The 19,165-nt window shown below is 42.6% G+C and carries 18 protein-coding genes, 2 tRNA genes and 1 rRNA gene; 7 read left to right on the top strand and 14 right to left on the bottom strand.

Translation table 11 applies throughout. The features are described from left to right. The first annotated feature begins 63 nt into the window (after window positions 1–63). From DYI25_RS22015 to DYI25_RS22005, 3 genes are read left to right on the top strand one after another with little or no spacing between them, the layout of a single operon-like run. Entirely contained in the window at window positions 64–1,191 is a 1,128-nt protein-coding gene (locus DYI25_RS22015; protein WP_213372888.1) for an endospore germination permease, read from the top strand. Beyond that, window positions 1,157–2,617: a spore germination protein gene (locus tag DYI25_RS22010; RefSeq protein WP_213372886.1), complete on the top strand. Its 1,461-nt coding sequence runs from the start codon at window positions 1,157–1,159 to the stop codon at window positions 2,615–2,617. Before DYI25_RS22015 ends, DYI25_RS22010 begins: the two co-directional genes overlap by 35 nt. Beyond that, window positions 2,614–3,753: a Ger(x)C family spore germination protein gene (locus tag DYI25_RS22005; protein WP_213372884.1), complete on the top strand. Its 1,140-nt coding sequence runs from the start codon at window positions 2,614–2,616 to the stop codon at window positions 3,751–3,753. Before DYI25_RS22010 ends, DYI25_RS22005 begins: the two co-directional genes overlap by 4 nt. A 126-nt stretch (window positions 3,754–3,879) precedes the next feature. Here DYI25_RS22005 and DYI25_RS22000 read toward each other — a convergent pair whose 3' ends face one another. Beyond that, window positions 3,880–4,872 carry an ABC transporter substrate-binding protein gene (locus DYI25_RS22000; protein WP_213372882.1) on the bottom strand — a complete coding sequence of 331 codons (993 nt, stop codon included), beginning with the start codon at window positions 4,870–4,872 and terminating at the stop codon, window positions 3,880–3,882. Between the two features lie 283 nt (window positions 4,873–5,155). After that, window positions 5,156–6,697, bottom strand: a complete 1,542-nt coding sequence (locus DYI25_RS21995; protein WP_342032555.1) for a glycine betaine uptake BCCT transporter — start codon at window positions 6,695–6,697, stop codon at window positions 5,156–5,158. 230 nt (window positions 6,698–6,927) lie between these two features. Between DYI25_RS21995 and DYI25_RS21990 the strand changes: the two genes are divergently transcribed. Next, window positions 6,928–7,452 carry an ECF transporter S component gene (locus DYI25_RS21990; protein ID WP_213372909.1) on the top strand — a complete coding sequence of 175 codons (525 nt, stop codon included), beginning with the start codon at window positions 6,928–6,930 and terminating at the stop codon, window positions 7,450–7,452. Between the two features lie 535 nt (window positions 7,453–7,987). Here DYI25_RS21990 and DYI25_RS21985 read toward each other — a convergent pair. The 3 genes from DYI25_RS21985 to groES all read right to left on the bottom strand — a co-directional run bounded on the left by DYI25_RS21985 (window position 7,988) and on the right by groES (window position 10,937). Beyond that, on the bottom strand, window positions 7,988–8,689 hold the full coding sequence (locus DYI25_RS21985; RefSeq protein ID WP_213372878.1) for a hypothetical protein: 702 nt from the start codon (window positions 8,687–8,689) through the stop codon (window positions 7,988–7,990). 280 nt (window positions 8,690–8,969) lie between these two features. Beyond that, window positions 8,970–10,595 (bottom strand): chaperonin GroEL, encoded by a 1,626-nt coding sequence (gene groL / locus DYI25_RS21980; RefSeq protein WP_213372876.1) that lies wholly within the window; start codon window positions 10,593–10,595, stop codon window positions 8,970–8,972. A gap of 57 nt (window positions 10,596–10,652) precedes the next feature. Beyond that, window positions 10,653–10,937 (bottom strand): co-chaperone GroES, encoded by a 285-nt coding sequence (groES, locus tag DYI25_RS21975; RefSeq protein WP_213372874.1) that lies wholly within the window; start codon window positions 10,935–10,937, stop codon window positions 10,653–10,655. Window positions 10,938–11,318: 381 nt separating this feature from the next. Here groES and DYI25_RS21970 point away from each other — a divergent pair, with 381 nt between their 5' ends. Both DYI25_RS21970 and DYI25_RS21965 read left to right on the top strand, forming a co-directional pair. Beyond that, complete coding sequence (locus tag DYI25_RS21970; protein ID WP_213372872.1) at window positions 11,319–12,050, top strand: CPBP family intramembrane glutamic endopeptidase; 732 nt, start codon at window positions 11,319–11,321, stop codon at window positions 12,048–12,050. A gap of 3 nt (window positions 12,051–12,053) precedes the next feature. Further along, a complete protein-coding gene (locus DYI25_RS21965; RefSeq protein ID WP_213372870.1) occupies window positions 12,054–12,254 on the top strand; it encodes a YdiK family protein in 201 nt (66 codons plus the stop codon). A gap of 25 nt (window positions 12,255–12,279) precedes the next feature. Here DYI25_RS21965 and DYI25_RS21960 read toward each other — a convergent pair whose 3' ends face one another. Further along, a complete protein-coding gene (locus DYI25_RS21960) occupies window positions 12,280–12,945 on the bottom strand; it encodes a redox-sensing transcriptional repressor Rex (RefSeq protein WP_213372868.1) in 666 nt (221 codons plus the stop codon). A gap of 27 nt (window positions 12,946–12,972) precedes the next feature. Further along, window positions 12,973–13,467, bottom strand: coding sequence for a cyclic pyranopterin monophosphate synthase MoaC (gene moaC, locus DYI25_RS21955; protein ID WP_213372866.1), 495 nt, complete (start codon window positions 13,465–13,467; stop codon window positions 12,973–12,975). A gap of 179 nt (window positions 13,468–13,646) precedes the next feature. On the opposite strand from moaC, the gene DYI25_RS21950 reads away from it, so the two are divergent. Next, window positions 13,647–15,575 carry an ABC-F family ATP-binding cassette domain-containing protein gene (locus DYI25_RS21950; protein ID WP_213372864.1) on the top strand — a complete coding sequence of 643 codons (1,929 nt, stop codon included), beginning with the start codon at window positions 13,647–13,649 and terminating at the stop codon, window positions 15,573–15,575. A gap of 427 nt (window positions 15,576–16,002) precedes the next feature. On the opposite strand, the gene tsaD is transcribed toward DYI25_RS21950, so the two are convergent. The 7 genes from tsaD to rrf all read right to left on the bottom strand — a co-directional run bounded on the left by tsaD (window position 16,003) and on the right by rrf (window position 19,154). Next, window positions 16,003–17,022 carry a tRNA (adenosine(37)-N6)-threonylcarbamoyltransferase complex transferase subunit TsaD gene (gene tsaD / locus DYI25_RS21945; protein WP_213372862.1) on the bottom strand — a complete coding sequence of 340 codons (1,020 nt, stop codon included), beginning with the start codon at window positions 17,020–17,022 and terminating at the stop codon, window positions 16,003–16,005. Continuing rightward, entirely contained in the window at window positions 17,022–17,471 is a 450-nt protein-coding gene (gene rimI / locus DYI25_RS21940; protein ID WP_213372860.1) for a ribosomal protein S18-alanine N-acetyltransferase, read from the bottom strand. Before rimI ends, tsaD begins: the two co-directional genes overlap by 1 nt. A gap of 13 nt (window positions 17,472–17,484) precedes the next feature. Then, window positions 17,485–18,186, bottom strand: a complete 702-nt coding sequence (tsaB, locus tag DYI25_RS21935; RefSeq protein ID WP_213372858.1) for a tRNA (adenosine(37)-N6)-threonylcarbamoyltransferase complex dimerization subunit type 1 TsaB — start codon at window positions 18,184–18,186, stop codon at window positions 17,485–17,487. After that, on the bottom strand, window positions 18,187–18,639 hold the full coding sequence (tsaE, locus tag DYI25_RS21930; RefSeq protein WP_213372856.1) for a tRNA (adenosine(37)-N6)-threonylcarbamoyltransferase complex ATPase subunit type 1 TsaE: 453 nt from the start codon (window positions 18,637–18,639) through the stop codon (window positions 18,187–18,189). Between the two features lie 192 nt (window positions 18,640–18,831). Next, a tRNA-Asp gene (locus DYI25_RS21925) sits at window positions 18,832–18,907 on the bottom strand. A gap of 23 nt (window positions 18,908–18,930) precedes the next feature. Further along, window positions 18,931–19,004 (bottom strand) — tRNA-Met (locus DYI25_RS21920). A gap of 34 nt (window positions 19,005–19,038) precedes the next feature. Next, a 5S ribosomal RNA gene (gene rrf / locus DYI25_RS21915) occupies window positions 19,039–19,154 on the bottom strand. Window positions 19,155–19,165: the final 11 nt, after the last annotated feature.

Raw genomic sequence — 19,165 nt, 5'->3', positions numbered from 1 at the left:
ATCATAATTTTTTATTGTATGGTGATAATAAAATTTATCCTTTAAAAAAAATTGGTGATACCTTTGGAAAACTTGATAAAGATCCTGATTCCTAGGCAGTTATTTTTGCTGCTTATCCTTTCAACCGGATTGCTTAATCACGTTATTTTGATCCCTAACCTGTTATCAGCAGCTGGAAGGGACAGCTGGCTAAGTGTTCTTCTGGCATATCCTATTTCTCTTGTTTTTTTATGGCTGATTTATTTCATTGTAAAAAGAAGTCCCAACGAAGGTTTCTTTTTCATGATCAGAGAAAGGTTTGGGAAAATTTTTTCTATCATTTTTTCTATTCCTATCATTTTCTTTTTATTTGCTAGCGCTTATGTAACTCTCAGAGATTTAATGATTTGGCTGAATGCGTATTTTTTGGCTGACACTTCTATTTTCATCATCAATTTGATGTTGATTTTTGCCTGTATGTTGGTCTCTCTTGCCGGAATCAAATACATGGCAATATCGAGTGGTTTCATCCTGCCGCTTGTCATGATATTCGGTATATTCATCTCGATAACAAACACAAGTTTGAAAGACCCCGCCCTGTTATTCCCTCTTTTAGCTGATGGGTATTTTCCTGTTATCAAGGGGATGCTTTATGCGTTGTCAGGACTTCTTGAAATATATCTGGTTATTTTACTGCAGCCCTTTTCACAGTCACCGATCAAGTTTAAGCAATTGTTCATTTTATTGACCATCCTTACTGGATTGATATTGGGGCCTCTTACAGCATCATTGATGGAATTTGGGCCAGTTGAATCTGTTAATTATAGGTATCCTGCCTTTGAGCAATGGCGCGTATTAAGCATTGGAGAGTATATCTCTCATTTGGATTTTTTCGCTTTGTATCAATGGCTGAGTGGTGCCTTGATTAGAATTGGCTTGTTCATGTATATGATTGGACTTTTTTTTACAGATAAAAAGAAGCATTACCGATTAAACCCCAAGCTTATCATTGCTTTATATTTGATTTTATTTGGCATCATGACATTAAATTTTGAATCTCATTATTTTTATATGTTCGTTTTCAGTTACTTTCTCCCGGCTAGCATGTTTCTTTTTATGGTCCAAATCATATCATCAGCCTTAATTCTGTTATTTCTTATAAAAAGGGATGAACGACATGGCAAGAACAACAAGCTCGAATCCTCTTCGTAATCGAGGCCTTATGGAAAAGGCTGCAGATTTAAAAAATCGATTTAAAAGCAGTCAGGATTTAGTGTATAAAGAACACGTGACGGACAAAGGAACATTTGAAATCATTTATTTTGAAAGCTTGATTGATATTCATTATCTGGACCAATATATCTTGCCAAAACTAGGTGTTTATACAGAGGATTCACCCCCCAAAAAACTCAAGTCTTTTTTTCAGGCAGAAGATGTTACTTCCAAAACTTTAGAAGAAGTAACAGATTTGCTCTTAGTTGGAAATGTCCTATTCTTGTTTGCTGATGAGCTGCTCAGTATCCAGGCAGGAGACTTGCCTAAACGACAGCCGGAAGAGTCCGCCCTTGAAACGTCCATCAGAGGGCCAAAGGATGGTTTTGTAGAGGATATAAAAACAAATATATCGTTAGTCCGCAGAAGGCTGAACACATCATCTTTGTGCCTGGAGAAGTACACAATCGGCAAAAGGAGTAAAACAAAAGTTGCCCTGCTGTATGTCGATGATTTGATTGATAATCGAGTTCTCAGTGAAATTCGAAGACGGATGTCTATGGTTGAATTGGACATTTTAACGAGCATTTACGACCTTGAATCAAAGATCCGCGACAGGCCACTTTCTTTTTTTCCAACAATGGACTATACAGGGAGGCCGGACTTTGTTGTCCAGGCGCTGAACCAAGGGCGATTTGCCCTTATTGTAGACGGGAATCCTACAGTCTCTTTTGCACCGATTAACCTGCTGTTGCAAACGAAATCACCTGAGGACAGTTACATTAGCTATGCCTATGTCTCATTAGAAAGACTGATCAGGATGTTTGGGGTTATTGCATCAGCTTTTTTGCCGGGAACATGGATCGCTTTATCAGCCTTTAACATTGAACAAATTCCTTATTTCCTTGTAGCCACCATCTCTGTTTCCCGCTTTGGCCTGCCGCTATCAGCACCATTAGAAATGTTCATCATTCTATCTTTATTTGAGTTGTTCAATGAAGCAGGTGTTCGATTGCCAAGAGCAATTGGCCAGACTGTAGCTGTTTTAGGCGGCTTGATTGTTGGGGATGCTGCCATCAGGGCTGGCTTAACGTCTCCAACAATGTTAGTCGTGGCTGCGATTACGTATATATCCTCGTTTACTTTGGTGAATCAGTCACTGAGTTCTGCGATTACAGTTTTAAGATTCGCTGTTATTTTTTTGAGCACCTTCTTAGGATTATTTGGCGTCATAATCGGTTTTATCCTGACGGTATTTTACTTTTCGACTATTTCATCCTTTGGCGTGCCCTACCTTGGCTCTCTTGCTCCCATTAGCTTAAAAGAATCAATTAAGTCATTACTAAAGGCACCGACACAGCTTTATAAGACAAGGACCTCCTCAACAAGTCCAGATGATCCGACAAGAGGAGGGAATCGTTCATGAGAAGGAAATATATTTTTTCTATTATTATCGGTTGTTTAATGCTTACTGGCTGCTCTAACGTAAAGAACATACAGGATTTAACGTATATCGTTGCGATAGGAATGGATTTTGACCCAGAAAAAGAAGAATATACTGCCTACCTGCAAGGGTTAAATTTTGCTAATGTTGCCAAGACGGAGGGGGGCAGGCCAACTGAGCCAATACCCATATTCATTGCGTCTGCTACAGGAGAGACTTTGAATTTAGCCGTTAGCAAACTATATAATCGGTCGGAACCGCCACTATTTTTTGGTCACGTCATAACTCTTCTTCTTAGTCAAAACATCATTACACATCGCTTCAACGAGGTCATTAAGGAAGTAGGCAGGAATCGATCGCTTCGCCCGACCCTTCGAGTATTGAGCACAGATGAAAACATCCAGGAAGTTTTTAATATCAAGGCCCTTTTTAATTATCCTGCAGTGTATACAGTACTTTATAAAAAGGGTGACACCGACTTATTTCAAGATGAAATAAAGCCTACTACCATTATGAATTTCTTAAGAGAATATAATGAACCCATGGGGACTGCAAAGCTTCCGTCGGTAAAAATCGATCAAGAAAGCTGGAGTGCCAATAAAAACTACCCTGTTTTATATTTTGATGGACTGGAAATTTTCCAGCAGCAAAAGTACACAAACTCCCTGCCCTTCGATGAAGCCGTTTTTATTGATTGGCTTCTTGAAAAGAAAGTGTCATTAACCCAAAGAGCTGAAGAAGCGGACGAATTAGCCGCAGTTTTACATCTTGCCAGCCCAAAGATGAAAATCAAATATGGAAAAGAATCGGATGCCCCCCATTTTTCATTAGAAGTTACTGCACAGGCAGATTTACTAGAAAAGGTCAGGGACATTCCTTTGGAGAAACTAAAAAAAGTAATCGAAGATGATTTAAAAAAGAGACTAATTGCTGTCTATTCCAATGGAGTAAAAAATAAAGCGGATCTCCTTAACGTAGGAGAAAAATGGTACAGAACATATCCTAAAGAATATGAAAAATTAAAAAGAAATAAGACATTTTATTTGGAGGAGAATTACTTAACGGACGTAAAAGTCGATGTGCAAATCCTCCACTTTAACAGCTATAAATATGACTAGAAGAGTAATTGTCCAGTTCCAATGCTTGTCGTACCAAAGCGGGTACGCTTTTCATAAGACAGGCCATTCATCATTTCACTATTGATGAATGGCCTTCTTCAAGTGTTCTCTAATATTTTAAAAGGGTTATTCGCCCACAATCTTGGCGTCTTTCAGCATATCCTCAGTCAGCGTGATTCCTTCCTCTTCAGCTGCCTTCTTGTTAAGAATCAGTTCCAGGTTCTCAGGGAAGCCAACAGGAATCTCGCTCGGCTTTTTACCCTTAAGGATCTCTACTGCCATTTTACCAGTCGTATACCCCAGGTCATAATAATCGAATCCATATGAAGCAAACGTGCCGCGTTTTACCGAATCCCCATCACCGGAAAAGGTTGGGATGTCCTTGTCATTTGCTACCGCGATGACAGACTCAAGTGCTGCCACAACAGTGTTATCCTTTGGTATATACATTACGTCGACACGGCCGACCATTGATTCAGCCGCTTGCTTAACTTCAGAGCTCGCTGAAATGGTTGTTTCCACAGCTTCTAGTCCTGCTTCCTTAAGCGCTTCCTTTGCATTTTTCACATTTATAACAGAGTTCGGCTCACCATTGTTGTAAATGATACCGACCTTTTTCGCATCAGGGACGAATTTTTTGATCGCTGCGATTGTATTCTTGATGGCATCAGGATGAGTATCAGATGTTCCAGTCGCATTTCCGCCGGGCTTTTCAAAACTTTGTACAAGCTCCGCAGAGACAGGATCGGTAATGGCCGAGAACAAAATCGGTATATCCTTTGTCGCCTGTACTGCCGCCTGGGCACTAGGTGTCGCAATCGCTAAAATGAGATCATTCTTATCTGAAACCAGCTTTTGTGCAATTGACGCGTTGTTATTCATATCCCCCTGAGCATTCTGGTAATCCAGCTTGAGATTCTTGCCTTCCTCATAGCCAGCATCCTTAAGAGCAGCAATAAAGCCCTCTCTTGTCGCATCCAGTGATGGGTGCTCAACAATCTGTGTAATTCCGATCTTAACCATCTTTTCTTTCTTGTCTCCGCTCGCCTGATTACTTCCTCCGCATGCAGCAAGCATGAGCATCGCACCGCTTAATATAACTGCCAGACTCTTCTTCATCCTTCATCCTCCCCAAATTCACGAAAATCCTTATGTATCATCTTGGTGAATGATAAGTCAGTTGACCCTCCCTTTTTATTATTTTTTATACTATTTATAATATTCTGATATTAACACGTACTAAACTTTAGGACAATAGGTAATTTCAATTTAAATAATATACTTACCATAATTTCAAATGCTCTTTGTAAACAACCTTATAAAAATAAAAGGACCCTCAATGAGAGTCCTTGAAAACTGCCTTAATATAATTAACCTGATACAAATTCAATCTGCACTGTTTTTAAATAGGGCTCGGATCTGGCTTGTCTTCTTTTTTTAACATTTTTCCTTTTTCCTTTTTCGGCTTTTTTCCAGGGACCTCTGATCTAAAGTCTTTTAGTATCGAGAATGACATGGCAATCAATACAAATGTCAATGGAAAGGCACTGACTATGATGGCTGTTTGCATAGCACTCAGTCCGCCGGAGAGCATTAATACGACAGCAGAGGCTGATAGAAAAAGCCCCCAGACAATTTTGACCACATTTGGAGGGTTCAAGTCTCCTTTAGCTGTTTGCATCCCTAAGACGAATGTGGCTGAGTCGGCCGAAGTAACAAAGAATGTCGTAATTAGCAGTAATGTAACAATGACCAATGCACCCGAATATGGTAAAAGATCATATACGTAAAAAAGTGCTGTTTCTAAGTTTTGCCCGGCTATGTTGGCACCTTCAAAGTATTCGAAGTAAATAGCAGTACCTCCAAATACCGCAAACCAGAAAGCACAAACAAGTGTAGGAATAACGAGAACGGCAATCATGAACTCCCGCACTGTCCTTCCCTTAGAAACACGCGCAATGAATGTCCCCACGAAAGGTGCCCAGGCAATCCACCATGCCCAATAAAAGATCGTCCAGCCCTTTATCCAACTCGCTTGCTCTTCATTAAATGGAGTGAGCCTTAACCCCATGCTTGGGAGGTTCTGCACGTAACTCCCGAGAGTTGTGGTAAATAGATCAAGGACAAACCCGGTTGGACTTAAAATTAAAAATGAAAAAAGCAAAACGACCGCTAAAACTAAGTTGGCATTACTTAAATACTTAATCCCCCTTTGCAGACCAGTGCTTGCAGAAAGGAGAAAGAGAACAGTTACAATAGCTATAATAATAAGCTGAGTCGTGAAGTTGTTCGGAATGCCGACTACATAGTTAAGACCCCCATTAATTTGTGCCGCTCCCAACCCTAAAGATGCTGCTACACCAAAAATCGTTGCAAATACCGCGACTACATCAACGATGGTTCCAATCGTTCCTTTTGAGCGTTCCCCTAATAGTGGACTGAGGGTTATACTCATCAGACCCGGTTTCTTTTTCCTGAATTTATAGTAGGCCAGGACAAGTGCGATGACAGCGTAAATAGCCCAAGCATGAAAACCCCAATGCATATAGGTGTATCTCAAAGCAATTTTAGCCGCTTCAGGTGTGCCCCCTTCTCCAATTGGAGGATTGGCAAAGTGGGAAATAGGCTCCGAAACTCCAAAGAATAGCAACCCAATCCCCATTCCAGCACTAAATAGCATGGCAAACCATGTTTTTCTACTAAAGTCAGGCTTGTCATCATCTGACCCCAATCTTATTTTGCCATATTTACTAAAAATCAAAAATATGGCAAACAAGAGAAAGAAAGAAGCTGCCAATTGATAAAACCAGCCAAACGAGTCTAAAAAGAATGCCTTAGTTTGATCCATTACTTCACCTAATTGAACCGGAGCAACCACGCCCCATATCACAAATGCACTCGCAATGACGAGAGAAATCCAGAACACATTTGATACCTTACTCACTTCAGCCAACTCCCCATGATCGATTTCCAGATAAGATAAGGTTATGTTGCCCGAAATCAATGCATCGATTCGTGAATATGCCATAAGGTTGAAGATCTAAATTCCCAAAATTCTGTACAAGTGTATATTATTATGTATTTATTAACTTACCAATAAGGAGTATGATAGTAAGTAAAAAGGCTGTTTCGAAGCATTCGAAAAGAGTCCTGAATAAAGAAAGAGGTTACCAAATGAATGCAGCATTCTCACCAAGTAAAGAAACAACTAAGACAAAAGTTTTAGTCGTCAATGCGCTTTTTATTGCATTGACCGTTGTAGCAACCATGTTCATCAACATCAGGCTCCCAATCATGGGTAATGGAGGCCTGATCCATATGGGCAACATTCCTTTATTTATTGCCGCTTTCGTTTACGGCAGGAAAACAGGTGCGATAGCAGGAGCCTTCGGAATGGGCTTGTTCGATGTTATCTCTGGCTGGGCATTGTGGGCGCCGTTCACTTTCGTAATCGTCGGTGCCATGGGCTATGTAGCGGGATTGATGGCTGAAAAAATGCCTGGCAAGAAAGTGTATGTATACTCTCTGGCAGTTCTCGTTGCCCTTGTCATTAAAATCGTAGGCTACTATTTTGCAGAAGTAGTTCTCTACGGAAACTGGATCCAGCCATTTGGCTCAATCCCAGGCAATATGATGCAGGTCGTTATTGCAGGTCTGATTGTCATCCCACTTGCAGGAAGAATGAAAAAACTGTTGTAACTATGAAAAGCGCAAGCGCCTTGGTCAGCCCCGACAAGCGCTGGAGGTCCGCCCAGTGAAGTCGCTCTTTGACTTCATTGGGCGGACCGAAGCGATCTCGAAGGCTAGGCGCTGGAGCTAGACACTAATCTTAGTGCAAAAGAGGTACTATCTTTCAACAGTGAAAAATCCCCTATGAAGCAGCAAACTTCATAAGGGATTTTTTCTATGTATTCAATTCATTGTCAGAGAATTATGCAGGTGCTTTCCTGCCGGAAAAACGTAACTGCTGATTTTGTCGATACCTACATATAACTTGTAGATATTTCTCGGGAAATTGTTGAATTTTGAAAGTGGGATTGTTTGTAAAGGGACCATACTCATTTTTCGCTGTCTGGTGGCTTTATGGATGGACTGATATAGCGTATCGGCAGGCGATATATATCAAAGCATAGCCAAACATTGTAACAGTCAGGCTTGACAGTTCTTTGTATTTAAATCGGCCAGCAATACGATATAACAGGAATATCGCTAAATTCCAGCAATCTATTACACTTTATTTCCTGAATATCGCTGTTAGCCATCCCCATTTTCTTTTCTGGATTTCTTCTTCCAGACGTTTGTTAAAATCATTTTGGGAATTCCACTCATTCTTTTGTTCTTCCCGCATTTTTTGTATCTCTTTTTGCAGAAGTTCACTTCTCTCTCTTTCCTGCTGAAGCAAGGTTTCGTAATGGACATTTTGCTGATCGATGATTCTTTCAATCTTCGCATTTGTTCTTTGTGCTGAATTTCCAATGCTGGAACTGATTACATGATGGTCCTGCTGAAGCTGGGAAACATTTGTTTTAAGTTGGGCCATATCGTTTTTCAGCTGCACATTCATTTCACGTGCGGCTGCAAGTTCATTGGCGACGTAAAGCAAAACCTCTTTTAATTGGTTCGGGTCCTGAGGCAAGTTTTCATATGTATCGTTAAGCGCAATTTCCGTTCCGCCCGGGCTTTCCAATAGCTCCTTTTGCTGGAGCACGAGATCCTTAGCCGTATCGTCCAGCGGCTTGTCCGTATCGCGAAGCGCTATAAGCGCTTGGATATCCGATTGAACAAAAATACGCCGGTCGCCATCTTTCAAAAATTCGTAACCATTCCGTTCCAGAATCTGGCCATACTTTCGGACAGTGGGTGTAGCAATCCCTACTTCTTCCGCCACTTCTTTTGTTGAGAATGCCTGTTCATTCGGCTGTATATCGTGTCGCATATCGCACCTCCAATACTTTAAATATGAAGGTTATTGACTAAATTTGCAAGAGTCATATCGCTCAGATTCATATTCTCGCAGATATATCGCCACCTCCACTCGTTTAGGCAGTATTCGCCACTTGAAAATACTGTTCTATATAGGCAGACTCACCTCCAAATTAATATACAACCTAGCATGAGTGACGTTAGTCCTAGGTGGATAATACACAGAGAAATGCAAAAAGAACCCATCCCATAAGGGACAGGTCCTTTAAGAAGCTCTTATTTATTTAACAGAATTACATCATGCCGCCCATGCCGCCCATGCCGCTCATGTCAGGCATGCCGCCGCCTTCTTCTGGAATGTCTGCAACTACTGCTTCAGTAGTCAGGAACATTGCAGATACGGATGCTGCGTTTTGAAGTGCATAACGTGTAACTTTAGTTGGGTCAACGATACCGGATTCGATCATGTTTACCCACTCGCCAGTTGCAGCGTTGAAGCCTGTACCGACTTCTTCGCGCTTCAGGCGCTCAACGATGACTGAGCCTTCAAGGCCAGCGTTGTGAGCGATTTGGCGAACTGGTTCTTCCATAGCGCGAAGGACGATGTTCACACCAGTAGCTTCGTCGCCTTCAGCTTGGATTCCAGCCACTTTGTTGTATACGTTAAGAAGCGCTACGCCACCGCCTGATACGATTCCTTCTTCAACTGCAGCGCGAGTTGAGTTAAGGGCATCTTCAATGCGAAGCTTGCGTTCTTTTAATTCAGTTTCAGTAGCAGCACCAACCTTGATTACTGCAACACCGCCAGCTAGCTTAGCAAGGCGCTCTTGTAATTTTTCACGGTCAAACTCAGAAGTTGTTTCTTCCATTTGAACGCGGATTTGGTTTACGCGGCTTTCAATTTGAGCGCTGTCTCCAGCACCTTCAACGACTGTTGTGTTTTCTTTTGTAACAACAACTTTAGAAGCGCGTCCCAAAGAAGTGATTGTAGCAGACTTAAGGTCACGGCCAAGCTCTTCAGTGATTACTTCACCGCCAGTCAATGCAGCGATGTCTTCAAGCATAGCCTTACGGCGGTCACCGAAGCCAGGAGCCTTGACAGCTACTGCGTTGAATGTTCCGCGAAGCTTGTTGACTACTAATGTAGCAAGTGCTTCACCTTCAACATCTTCTGCAACGATCAATAATGGCTTGCCTTGCTGTACAACTTGCTCAAGGACAGGAAGGATTTCCTGGATATTGCCGATCTTCTTGTCAGTGATCAGGATATATGGGTTTTCAAGAACTGCTTCCATCTTGTCAGAATCAGTTACCATGTAAGGAGATGCATATCCGCGGTCGAACTGCATACCTTCAACAACATCCAATTCTGTCGTGAAGCCTTTAGATTCTTCGATTGTGATAACGCCGTCGTTGCCAACGCGCTCCATCGCTTCAGCAATCAATTGTCCAACTTCTTCGTCAGCAGCAGAGATAGCCGCAACTTGTGCGATAGAAGCTTTGCCTTCGATTGGCTTAGAAATAGCTTTCAACTCTTCAACAGCTGTTACAACAGCCTTTTCCATACCTTTGCGGATGCCCATTGGGTTAGCGCCGGCAGTTACGTTCTTAAGACCTTCGCGGATCATCGCCTGAGCAAGAACAGTTGCAGTAGTCGTGCCGTCACCAGCAACGTCGTTTGTTTTGCTGGCTACTTCAGCAACAAGCTTAGCACCCATGTTTTCGAATGCATCTTCAAGTTCGATTTCTTTCGCGATCGTTACACCATCGTTAGTGATAAGAGGTGAACCGAATTTCTTCTCAAGAACCACGTTGCGTCCCTTTGGTCCAAGAGTTACTTTTACTGCGTTTGCAAGAGAATCAACCCCGCGAAGCATCGCGCGGCGTGCTTCTTCACTGAACTTAATTTCTTTAGCCATTGTAGAAAGACCTCCTCAAATTTTTAATATTTAACGTTCTGTCTATAATCGCAGTGATTATTGTACTACTGCAAGAATGTCGTTTTCACGTAGGATTAGGTACTCAGTTCCCTGGTACTTTACTTCTGTGCCTGCGTATTTTGAGAAGATAATGCGGTCTCCGACTGCAACTTCAAGAGCAATGCGCTCGCCGTTCTCAAGAACACGGCCTGTTCCAACAGCTACGACTTTACCTTCTTGAGGTTTTTCTTTCGCTGTGTCGGGTAAAACGATACCGCTTGCAGTTTTTTCTTCAGACTCAACAAGCTCGATAATAATGCGATCTCCTAGTGGCTTGATCAAGTGAAACAACCTCCTCAAATTATATGTAGAATTTTTTTATTAGCACTCTCCTCGATAGAGTGCTAACACAATTTATATAATAATGAATCTCCATTTTTTTTGCAAGCGTGAAGCCTAACTTTTTTTATAAAATTTAGCATTAAATTCAACCTCATTCCCTTCGACAGCAAGTACCATATTTCGCGTTTTCTGAAGGAAGCCTGGCTAAAAAAGAGCACCTTAAAGAGTATGCCAGTTCCAAGGAATCTTAACCAAAACATTCACGAAGCGCCCTGATATTTGAACTTTCTCGATGATTACTAGTAAAATGGATAGATAGCATTCTTATAATAGCTTTCACGGCATACACATAGACGATCCGAATAGAAGGAGATTATCATATTGAAAAAAGAATACTGGTACGTCATTATCGCTTATATTGTCATGCAGCTTTCAAGCCTGATTGGCATCCCGATTATTGCATTTATCGGAGCCGCAATGGGGAAAAGTCTTGAGGAAATGGAGACCATCTCGATTCCCTACTGGCTCGTGATCAGCTTTTCGCTAACACTTGTAATCGTGCTTCTGCTCCTAAGGAAGGAACGCAGGACAGATGCAGACTTACGTGGTGCTTCATCACCGGCAAGCTCAGCTGCCTGGGCTTTCGCAGGTGTATTCCTTGCTCTGTTCGCCCAATCAATCGCGGCAAGCATCGAAAACATGCTTGGCATTGAAATGGGCTCGGAAAATACACAGGAAATCATTAAGTTGATTGAAAGATTCCCGGTTGTCATCCTGGTCAGCTCGATAATCGGACCAATCTTAGAAGAGATCGTCTTCCGGAAAATCATTTTCGGCAGTCTGCATAAGAAAATGAATTTCTTTTTCGCCGCTCTGATCAGCTCTGTCATTTTTGCACTCGCGCATATGGAGCCGGAGCATGTGATTCTTTACTCAGCAATGGGCTTCACCTTTGCTTTCCTTTATGTGAAAACAAAGCGTATCATCGTGCCAATCATTGCCCATGTTACAATGAATACAATGGTTGTCCTGCTTCAATCCGTATTTAGGGAAGACATTGAGAGAATGATAAAAGAAGCAGAGAAAATTCAAAGCTTTATTGGGGGATTTTAAGTTATGAAGCAATCGCCTTTATTTTCAGGCATTGTCTACATCTTGTTAGGCAGCTTATTCACCTATTTCGCCATCCAGAATGTAAACGAGACAGGCTGGGGATTCTTCAGCTATTTGCTTGTGGCCCTCGCTACGTTCGACTTCGGGTCCGGCATCAGAATGATTATGTTCCATTTTAAACTGAAAAATATACAGAAAAAATAGCTCCTTCAGATGAAGGAGCTATTTTTTATTCTACTGTTTCAGTTGTTTCAGTATCTGTCGGATAATGCTTTAAAAAGTAAATCAATGACTGCAGCTCCACCGCCAAATCAATGTGGTGGATCCTTATGGACGGCGGCACATTCAGCCTCGCCGGGGTGAAGTTGAGGATTCCCTTGATATTAGCCTGTACCAATCGGTCTGTTATCGGCTGCGCCACAGCTGATGGAACCGTCAGGATTGCCACCTGAATACCTTCCTCGACGACAACCTTGTCAAGGTCGTCCATGTGATACACTGCTACGTCTCCAATCTTCGTGCCAACCTTGTCCGGTGCCACATCAAACGCAATCTCGATTTTCGTGTTATTGTTCTTGGAAAAATTATAATTTAAAAACGCTGTTCCGAGATTACCGACACCAATTAAGGCAACCTTCGTCAGTTCATCCTGATCGAGTGTCTTACGGAAAAAGGTAAGCAGGTAATTAACATTATATCCGTATCCCTTTTTACCTAAAGCTCCAAAGTAGGAAAAATCCCTTCGGATTGTCGCAGAATCCACTTTTACCGCTTCACTTAACTCTGCGGATGATACCCTTTGCTTCCCTGAAGAATGCAAGTTCAATAAGAACCGGTAATATAGTGGCAAACGTTTTGCGGTTGCCTGCGGAATCTTCATAGCATCATTCGTCATTCTCCATCCTCCACCCTGTCCGTTTTTCTATCTCAACTTCTCTTCTCTCTTAAAATCGCCGTTCTTTCCGCCGGTTTTTTCGACAAGATACGTCTTGCCGATCACCATGCCTTTATCAACGGCCTTGCACATATCATAAACAGTCAGCGCACATGCTGAAGCTGCTGTTAACGCTTCCATTTCTACACCCGTATTTCCTTTTGTTTTTACAGCTGCTGCGATATTTAAAACATAGTCACTACCATTTTGCTCCCAATCGAATGAAAGGTCAATGCCTGTCAATGGAATCGGGTGGCACATCGGGATTATTTCAGAGGTTTTTTTCGCCGCCATGATGCCTGCTACCTGCGCGACAGCAAGTACATCCCCTTTTTTCATTTTATTTTCAGTGATTCTCATATATATATCTTCGTTTACGGTTATGCTGGAATGGGCGACTGCCGTACGGACCGTCTCCGGCTTTTCACTTACATCGACCATCTTCGCTCTTCCCTCTTCGTTAAAATGCGTAAATTCTGCCATGTTAAAGCTCCTTTCTACCAAATGATACACTATTTTGTCAAACTTGTGTGTGAACTTTGTTTCAGTGTTCACAATACATAGGGAATTTTTTACACCTTACCACCTATAGCAGTTCGCACATATTGCCGTGCCTATATTATTGGGTTACACTATCTCTAAGGCAATAGAGGTGAAAAATAATGATATTATTACAAGTTAATCAGCTTTCAAAATATTTTGCTGCTGATCTTATTTTATCGAATATAAAGTTTGAAATACAGACAAATGACCGTGTAGCGCTCGTCGGCCGAAACGGGGCAGGCAAATCGACACTGCTAAAAATCATCGCCGGCTACGAATCGCACGATGGCGGCGAAATCATCCGCCCAAAAGGTACGACAATTGGATACCTTGCCCAAAATACCGGTCTGGAATCCGAGAAAAGCATCTGGGATGAAATGCTAGCTGTTTTTGACCATCTGCACAGCATGGAAAAAGATTTGCGCCGTCTCGAGGAAAAAATGTCGGATTCTGACACCCTGTCAAACGCGACAGAATACGAAAGAGTATTGAAGGAATACGACCTTTTGCAAGTCCAGTTCAAGGAAAAAGGCGGCTACCAGTATGAAGCCGATATCCGTTCCGTCCTACACGGCCTGAACTTCCATTCTTTTGATTATTCCACAAAAATATCCACTTTAAGCGGAGGACAGAAAACTAGACTCGCATTGGCGAAGCTATTATTGACCCGCCCGGATATTTTGATTTTGGATGAACCGACGAACCACCTTGATATTGACACGCTATCCTGGCTTGAACAGTATTTGCAGGGCTATAACGGAGCCATACTGATCGTTTCACACGACCGCTACTTCCTGGATAAGGTCGTGAACCAGGTATATGAAATCTCCCGCCACCTGCTGACGAAGTTCCCAGGCAATTACAGCTCATATTTGGAGCATAAAGCCGCGAATTACGAACGTGATCTGAAACTGTATGAGAAGCAGCAGGATGAGATTGCCAAGCTCCAGGATTTTATCCAGCGTAACCTGGCCAGGGCATCAACAACTAAGCGTGCCCAGAGCCGTCGGAAACAGCTTGAAAAAATAGACCGGTTGGACAGGCCGATGGGTGATGAAAAATCTGCATCGTTCAGCTTCCAAATTGAACGCCAGAGCGGGAATGATGTCCTGAAGGTAGATGCGCTTGCTGTCGGCTATCAAAACGAAGTGGTCTCTAAGAATATCACGTTTAACCTTTCGCGCGGTGACAGCACTGCACTGGTTGGACCAAATGGTGTCGGAAAATCAACTTTATTAAAAACTATCGTTGAAAAACTGCCCTCGATAACCGGCAATATTCAATACGGTTCTAATGTTTCGATCGGCTACTATGATCAAGAACAGGCAGAACTCAGCTCGAATAAAAAGGTTTTGAATGAACTTTGGGATGAATACCCCCTTAAATCGGAAAAAGAAATCCGCACCGTACTGGGGAATTTTCTTTTCTCAGGTGACGATGTCTTAAAGATTGTCTCCACCCTGAGCGGTGGCGAAAAAGCTCGTCTGGCACTTGCCAAGCTTATGTTGCAAAACTCGAACTTCTTAATCTTGGACGAGCCTACTAACCATCTAGACTTGGACAGCAAGGAAGTTCTTGAGAATGCACTCATCGACTATCCTGGCACAATCCTGTTTGTCTCACATGACCGTTATTTTATCAACAGGATCGCAACAAAGGTCCTCGAGCTCGATCGCAGTGGCGCAACAGAATACCTTGGCGATTACGATTACTACGTCGAGAAAAAGCTTGAGCAAGAAGAGCTGAAAGCACTGGCCGAACAAGCAGCCAACGCAGCTGGAACCGTGACTGAAACAGCCAGACAGGATAAAACCTCCTACCAGCAGGACAAAGAAGCAAAAAAACTCGAACGCCAGCGCAAACGCCGCATGGAAGAAGTTGAAGCAAAAATTGAACAGCTCGAGTTAGAAGTAGCTGAATACGAAGACATCCTTTGTGATCCCGAAGTTTTCCAGGACCACGAAAAAGCAGGAGAAATCAATAGTAAAATCGAAGCCGCCAAAGAGAAACTCGATGAACTGATGGAAGAGTGGACAGAATTGGCATAGGAACGGACTAAACGGGCATGAATGTGCCCGTTTGTTTATTCTCATTATGTGAAAAAATTCATTGATGATATTTTATTTTCAGAAATTTGTCGATTGCTCGCAAAAATGTTCATTTATTCGCAAAAACTGCGCTTTTATTCGCAAATTTTTTACTATTTATTCGCAAACTGGAAAAAATACATAGATAATTGCCAGTTTTTATTTCCAGATTTACATCTTTTCCACAGAAAAAAAGTCCCGATTAAAAACCAGGACTTTTTGTTCACATAGTTATTCACATAGTAAAGACTGATTTATAGGTTATCCATAGACTTTTCCACATTATCCACAAAACAACCTTTTTTTATCCACATCATACACAGTTTCGCACCATATCCATTAACATATCCACAGAAGAGTCTGACAACAAGTTTTTTCACTTCCGACTTTAGTTGTGGATAGTTATCTCCAGTCCAGGGTTTCCGTTCAATGTCAGGTCCGCTCTTTGGCCTTTTTCGTACAGTACACTTCCCGCAGCCGCAATCATCGCAGCATTGTCTGTGCATAAAGACAACGGAGGAATAACAATTTCCACATCCGAATCCTTAAATTCTGTGGATAGTTTTTCTCTCAACCCTTTATTCGCCGCAACTCCTCCAGCAAGCAGTACTTGTTTTACACCGTATTCCTTCACAGCATTTTGAGTTTTTGTGACAAGTACATCAATAACACTCTCCTGGAAGCTAGCTGCAAGCTCTTCAGGTGCTATTTCCTCGCCTCGCTGCTGCGCGTTATGCACAACGTTGATTACCGCCGACTTCAATCCGCTGAAGCTGAAATCATAGGAGCCTTCCTCCAGCCATGCGCGCGGCAGGTCGATTGTTGCCTTTCCTTCATGAGCAAGCCTGTCGATATGGGGACCGCCCGGATATGGAAGGTGCAACGTCCTTGCCACCTTGTCATAGGCTTCGCCTGCGGCGTCATCTCTTGTCTCGCCAATTACCTCGAAGTGACCGTGCTCCTTCATATATACAAGCTCAGTGTGCCCGCCGGATACTACAAGTGAAAGCAACGGGAAGTTCATCTCGGTAACAAGACGGTTCGCATAGATATGGCCAGCAATATGATGAACTCCAACGAGTGGAATGCCATTCGCAAATGCCAATGCTTTGGCCGCGTTCACCCCAATCAATAATGCTCCAACCAGGCCTGGCCCTTCCGTCACCGCAATGGCATCCAAATCCTTTATATCTACATTTGCCTGGGCTAATGCTTCCTCCAATACAAGCGTGATCTGTTCAACATGATGCCTAGATGCAATCTCTGGTACTACACCGCCGAACCGCTTATGGCTCTCAATCTGAGAGGCGACGACATTCGCAAGGATTTCCCGTCCATTTTTTACAATCGCAACAGCCGTCTCATCACAGCTCGTCTCTATTCCCATTATTAATTGATCTTTTGTCATTATAAATTCACCCACATTACTATAGCGTCTTCCATATTATCCGTATAATACTGTTTTCTAATGGCCCCTTCTTCAAATCCAAACTTGCGATAAAGATTTTGGGCCCTTACATTGCTGACCCTGACTTCGAGGGTCATCCTCAATGCTCCTAATTCGCGAGCTAGCCCCATGACCTTGGCCATAAGGGCCTCACCCAGCTTCATTCCTCTATATTCCGGAAGCAAGGCGATATTCGTGATATGCGCTTCATCGATGATGAGCCACACTCCACAGTAGCCAACTATCCTTTGATCCACTTCCACTATCAGATACTCAGCAAACTGATTCTTCGTCAGCTCATTGAAAAAAGCTTCCCTGCTCCATGGAATGGTAAAGGAATTAACTTCTACCTCCATCACTTCATCCAGATCATCAACCGTCATATTGCGGAACATTATCGTGTTATTCATCTTATCTTCCCACTTATTGTTTAGTCTCTTGCGCTTTCAGCCAATTAGCCTCTGCTTCTGCCAGGCGGATATAATTAGGGACAAATGTATGAAGGTCAACAGCCTCTTTTTCCCTTCCTAACAAAGCCAGCTCTGCCGGTCTAGGATTCTGTTCGGTGATAGCTGCAAAAACTGCCTTGTCACCAAGCCCCTCTTTAATAACCTCTTCATGCAGATTCAAATCATTGCTCGTGAACAATATCCTGCTGTGCATTTCATTCAATGTTTTTACCCAATCTGCTGACATGACAAGCTGATCGGCTTTTACAGCTTTCATTATTTGATTCTCAAACTTATATAAGCCTGTATAAATTTGTCCTCTCCTGGCATCAAAAAAAGGAGAAACATATCCGTCAAAATAACGGCCAGCCGATGCAGCCGCAACCTCAAGGCTGGAAACGCCAGATAAAGGAATCTGCAAGGTCCAGGCCATGGTTTTCGCAATCGTCACTCCAATCCGGACACCAGTGTATGATCCAGGTCCCTCAGCAACAACAATCTTGGATAGATCCGCTGGCTTAATGTTGCACTCTTCCATCAATGTCTGGATCGCCGGCATGACCCGTACTGAATGATTCTTTTTTATATTGGAAATATATTCGCCCAAAACTGTTTGACCATCAAGCAAACCAATACCTAAAACATAATTGGACGTATCAATCGATAATACCTTCATTTAAAAAATCTCCTTACACAATTCTACATACCGTTCGCCTTTTGGCTCAGCAACGATTCTTCTAGCACCATTTTCATCAAGATACAATTGTAGGAGCAATAGCTCATCAGGCAGCTGGGCTTCAATCAAATGAGCCCATTCAACAACCGTCACACCATTACCTTCAAAGTATTCTTCAAAACCGAGATCTTCAAACGCATCTTCGACACGATATACATCCATATGATATAACGGAAGTCTTCCCTGGTATTCCTTGATGATTGTGAATGTTGGGCTGTTCACATTCCTTCTGATTCCCAATCCTTCAGCAAGTCCTTTTGTAAAAGTCGTCTTTCCAGCACCTAAATCCCCTTCAAGGGCAATCACGTCTCCCGCTTGGAGAAGAGCTGCCAGCCTCTTGGCAAACTCCCTTGTCTCTTCGGGCTGCTTTGAAATGAATTGATAAGTCATCATATATATCACCTAACTAACAGTCAATTTTATAATACAAAAAAACCTTAGGATGCCTCCTAAGGATGACGATACTATATGTAGTTTACACGATTTATGTAGGACGGGCAAAAAAACCAGTCATTTTTCGTTTATTTAGGCAATAAAAAAAAACGAAACTCTGTTTCGTTCTGCAATTCTAGTAATCTAGAAAAATGGCGGTCCCGACCGGGATCGAACCGGCGATCTCCTGCGTGACAGGCAGGCATGTTAACCGCTACACCACGGGACCAATGTATATAAAAAGATGGATTATTGCGGGGGCAGGATTTGAACCTGCGACCTTCGGGTTATGAGCCCGACGAGCTACCGGGCTGCTCCACCCCGCGTCGATAATATTAAATCCATTAAATTGTTCAAACAGCCCGGCGGCGTCCTACTCTCACAGGGGGAAACCCCCAACTACCATCGGCGCTGAGAAGCTTAACTTCCGTGTTCGGTATGGGAACGGGTGTGACCTTCTCGCCATCGCCACCAGACTATTTGGTTT

This window comes from Mesobacillus boroniphilus (assembly GCF_018424685.1).
In the GTDB taxonomy this organism is placed as follows: domain Bacteria; phylum Bacillota; class Bacilli; order Bacillales; family Cytobacillaceae; genus Mesobacillus; species Mesobacillus boroniphilus_A.
This window is presented reverse-complemented; position numbering and strand designations above follow the sequence as displayed.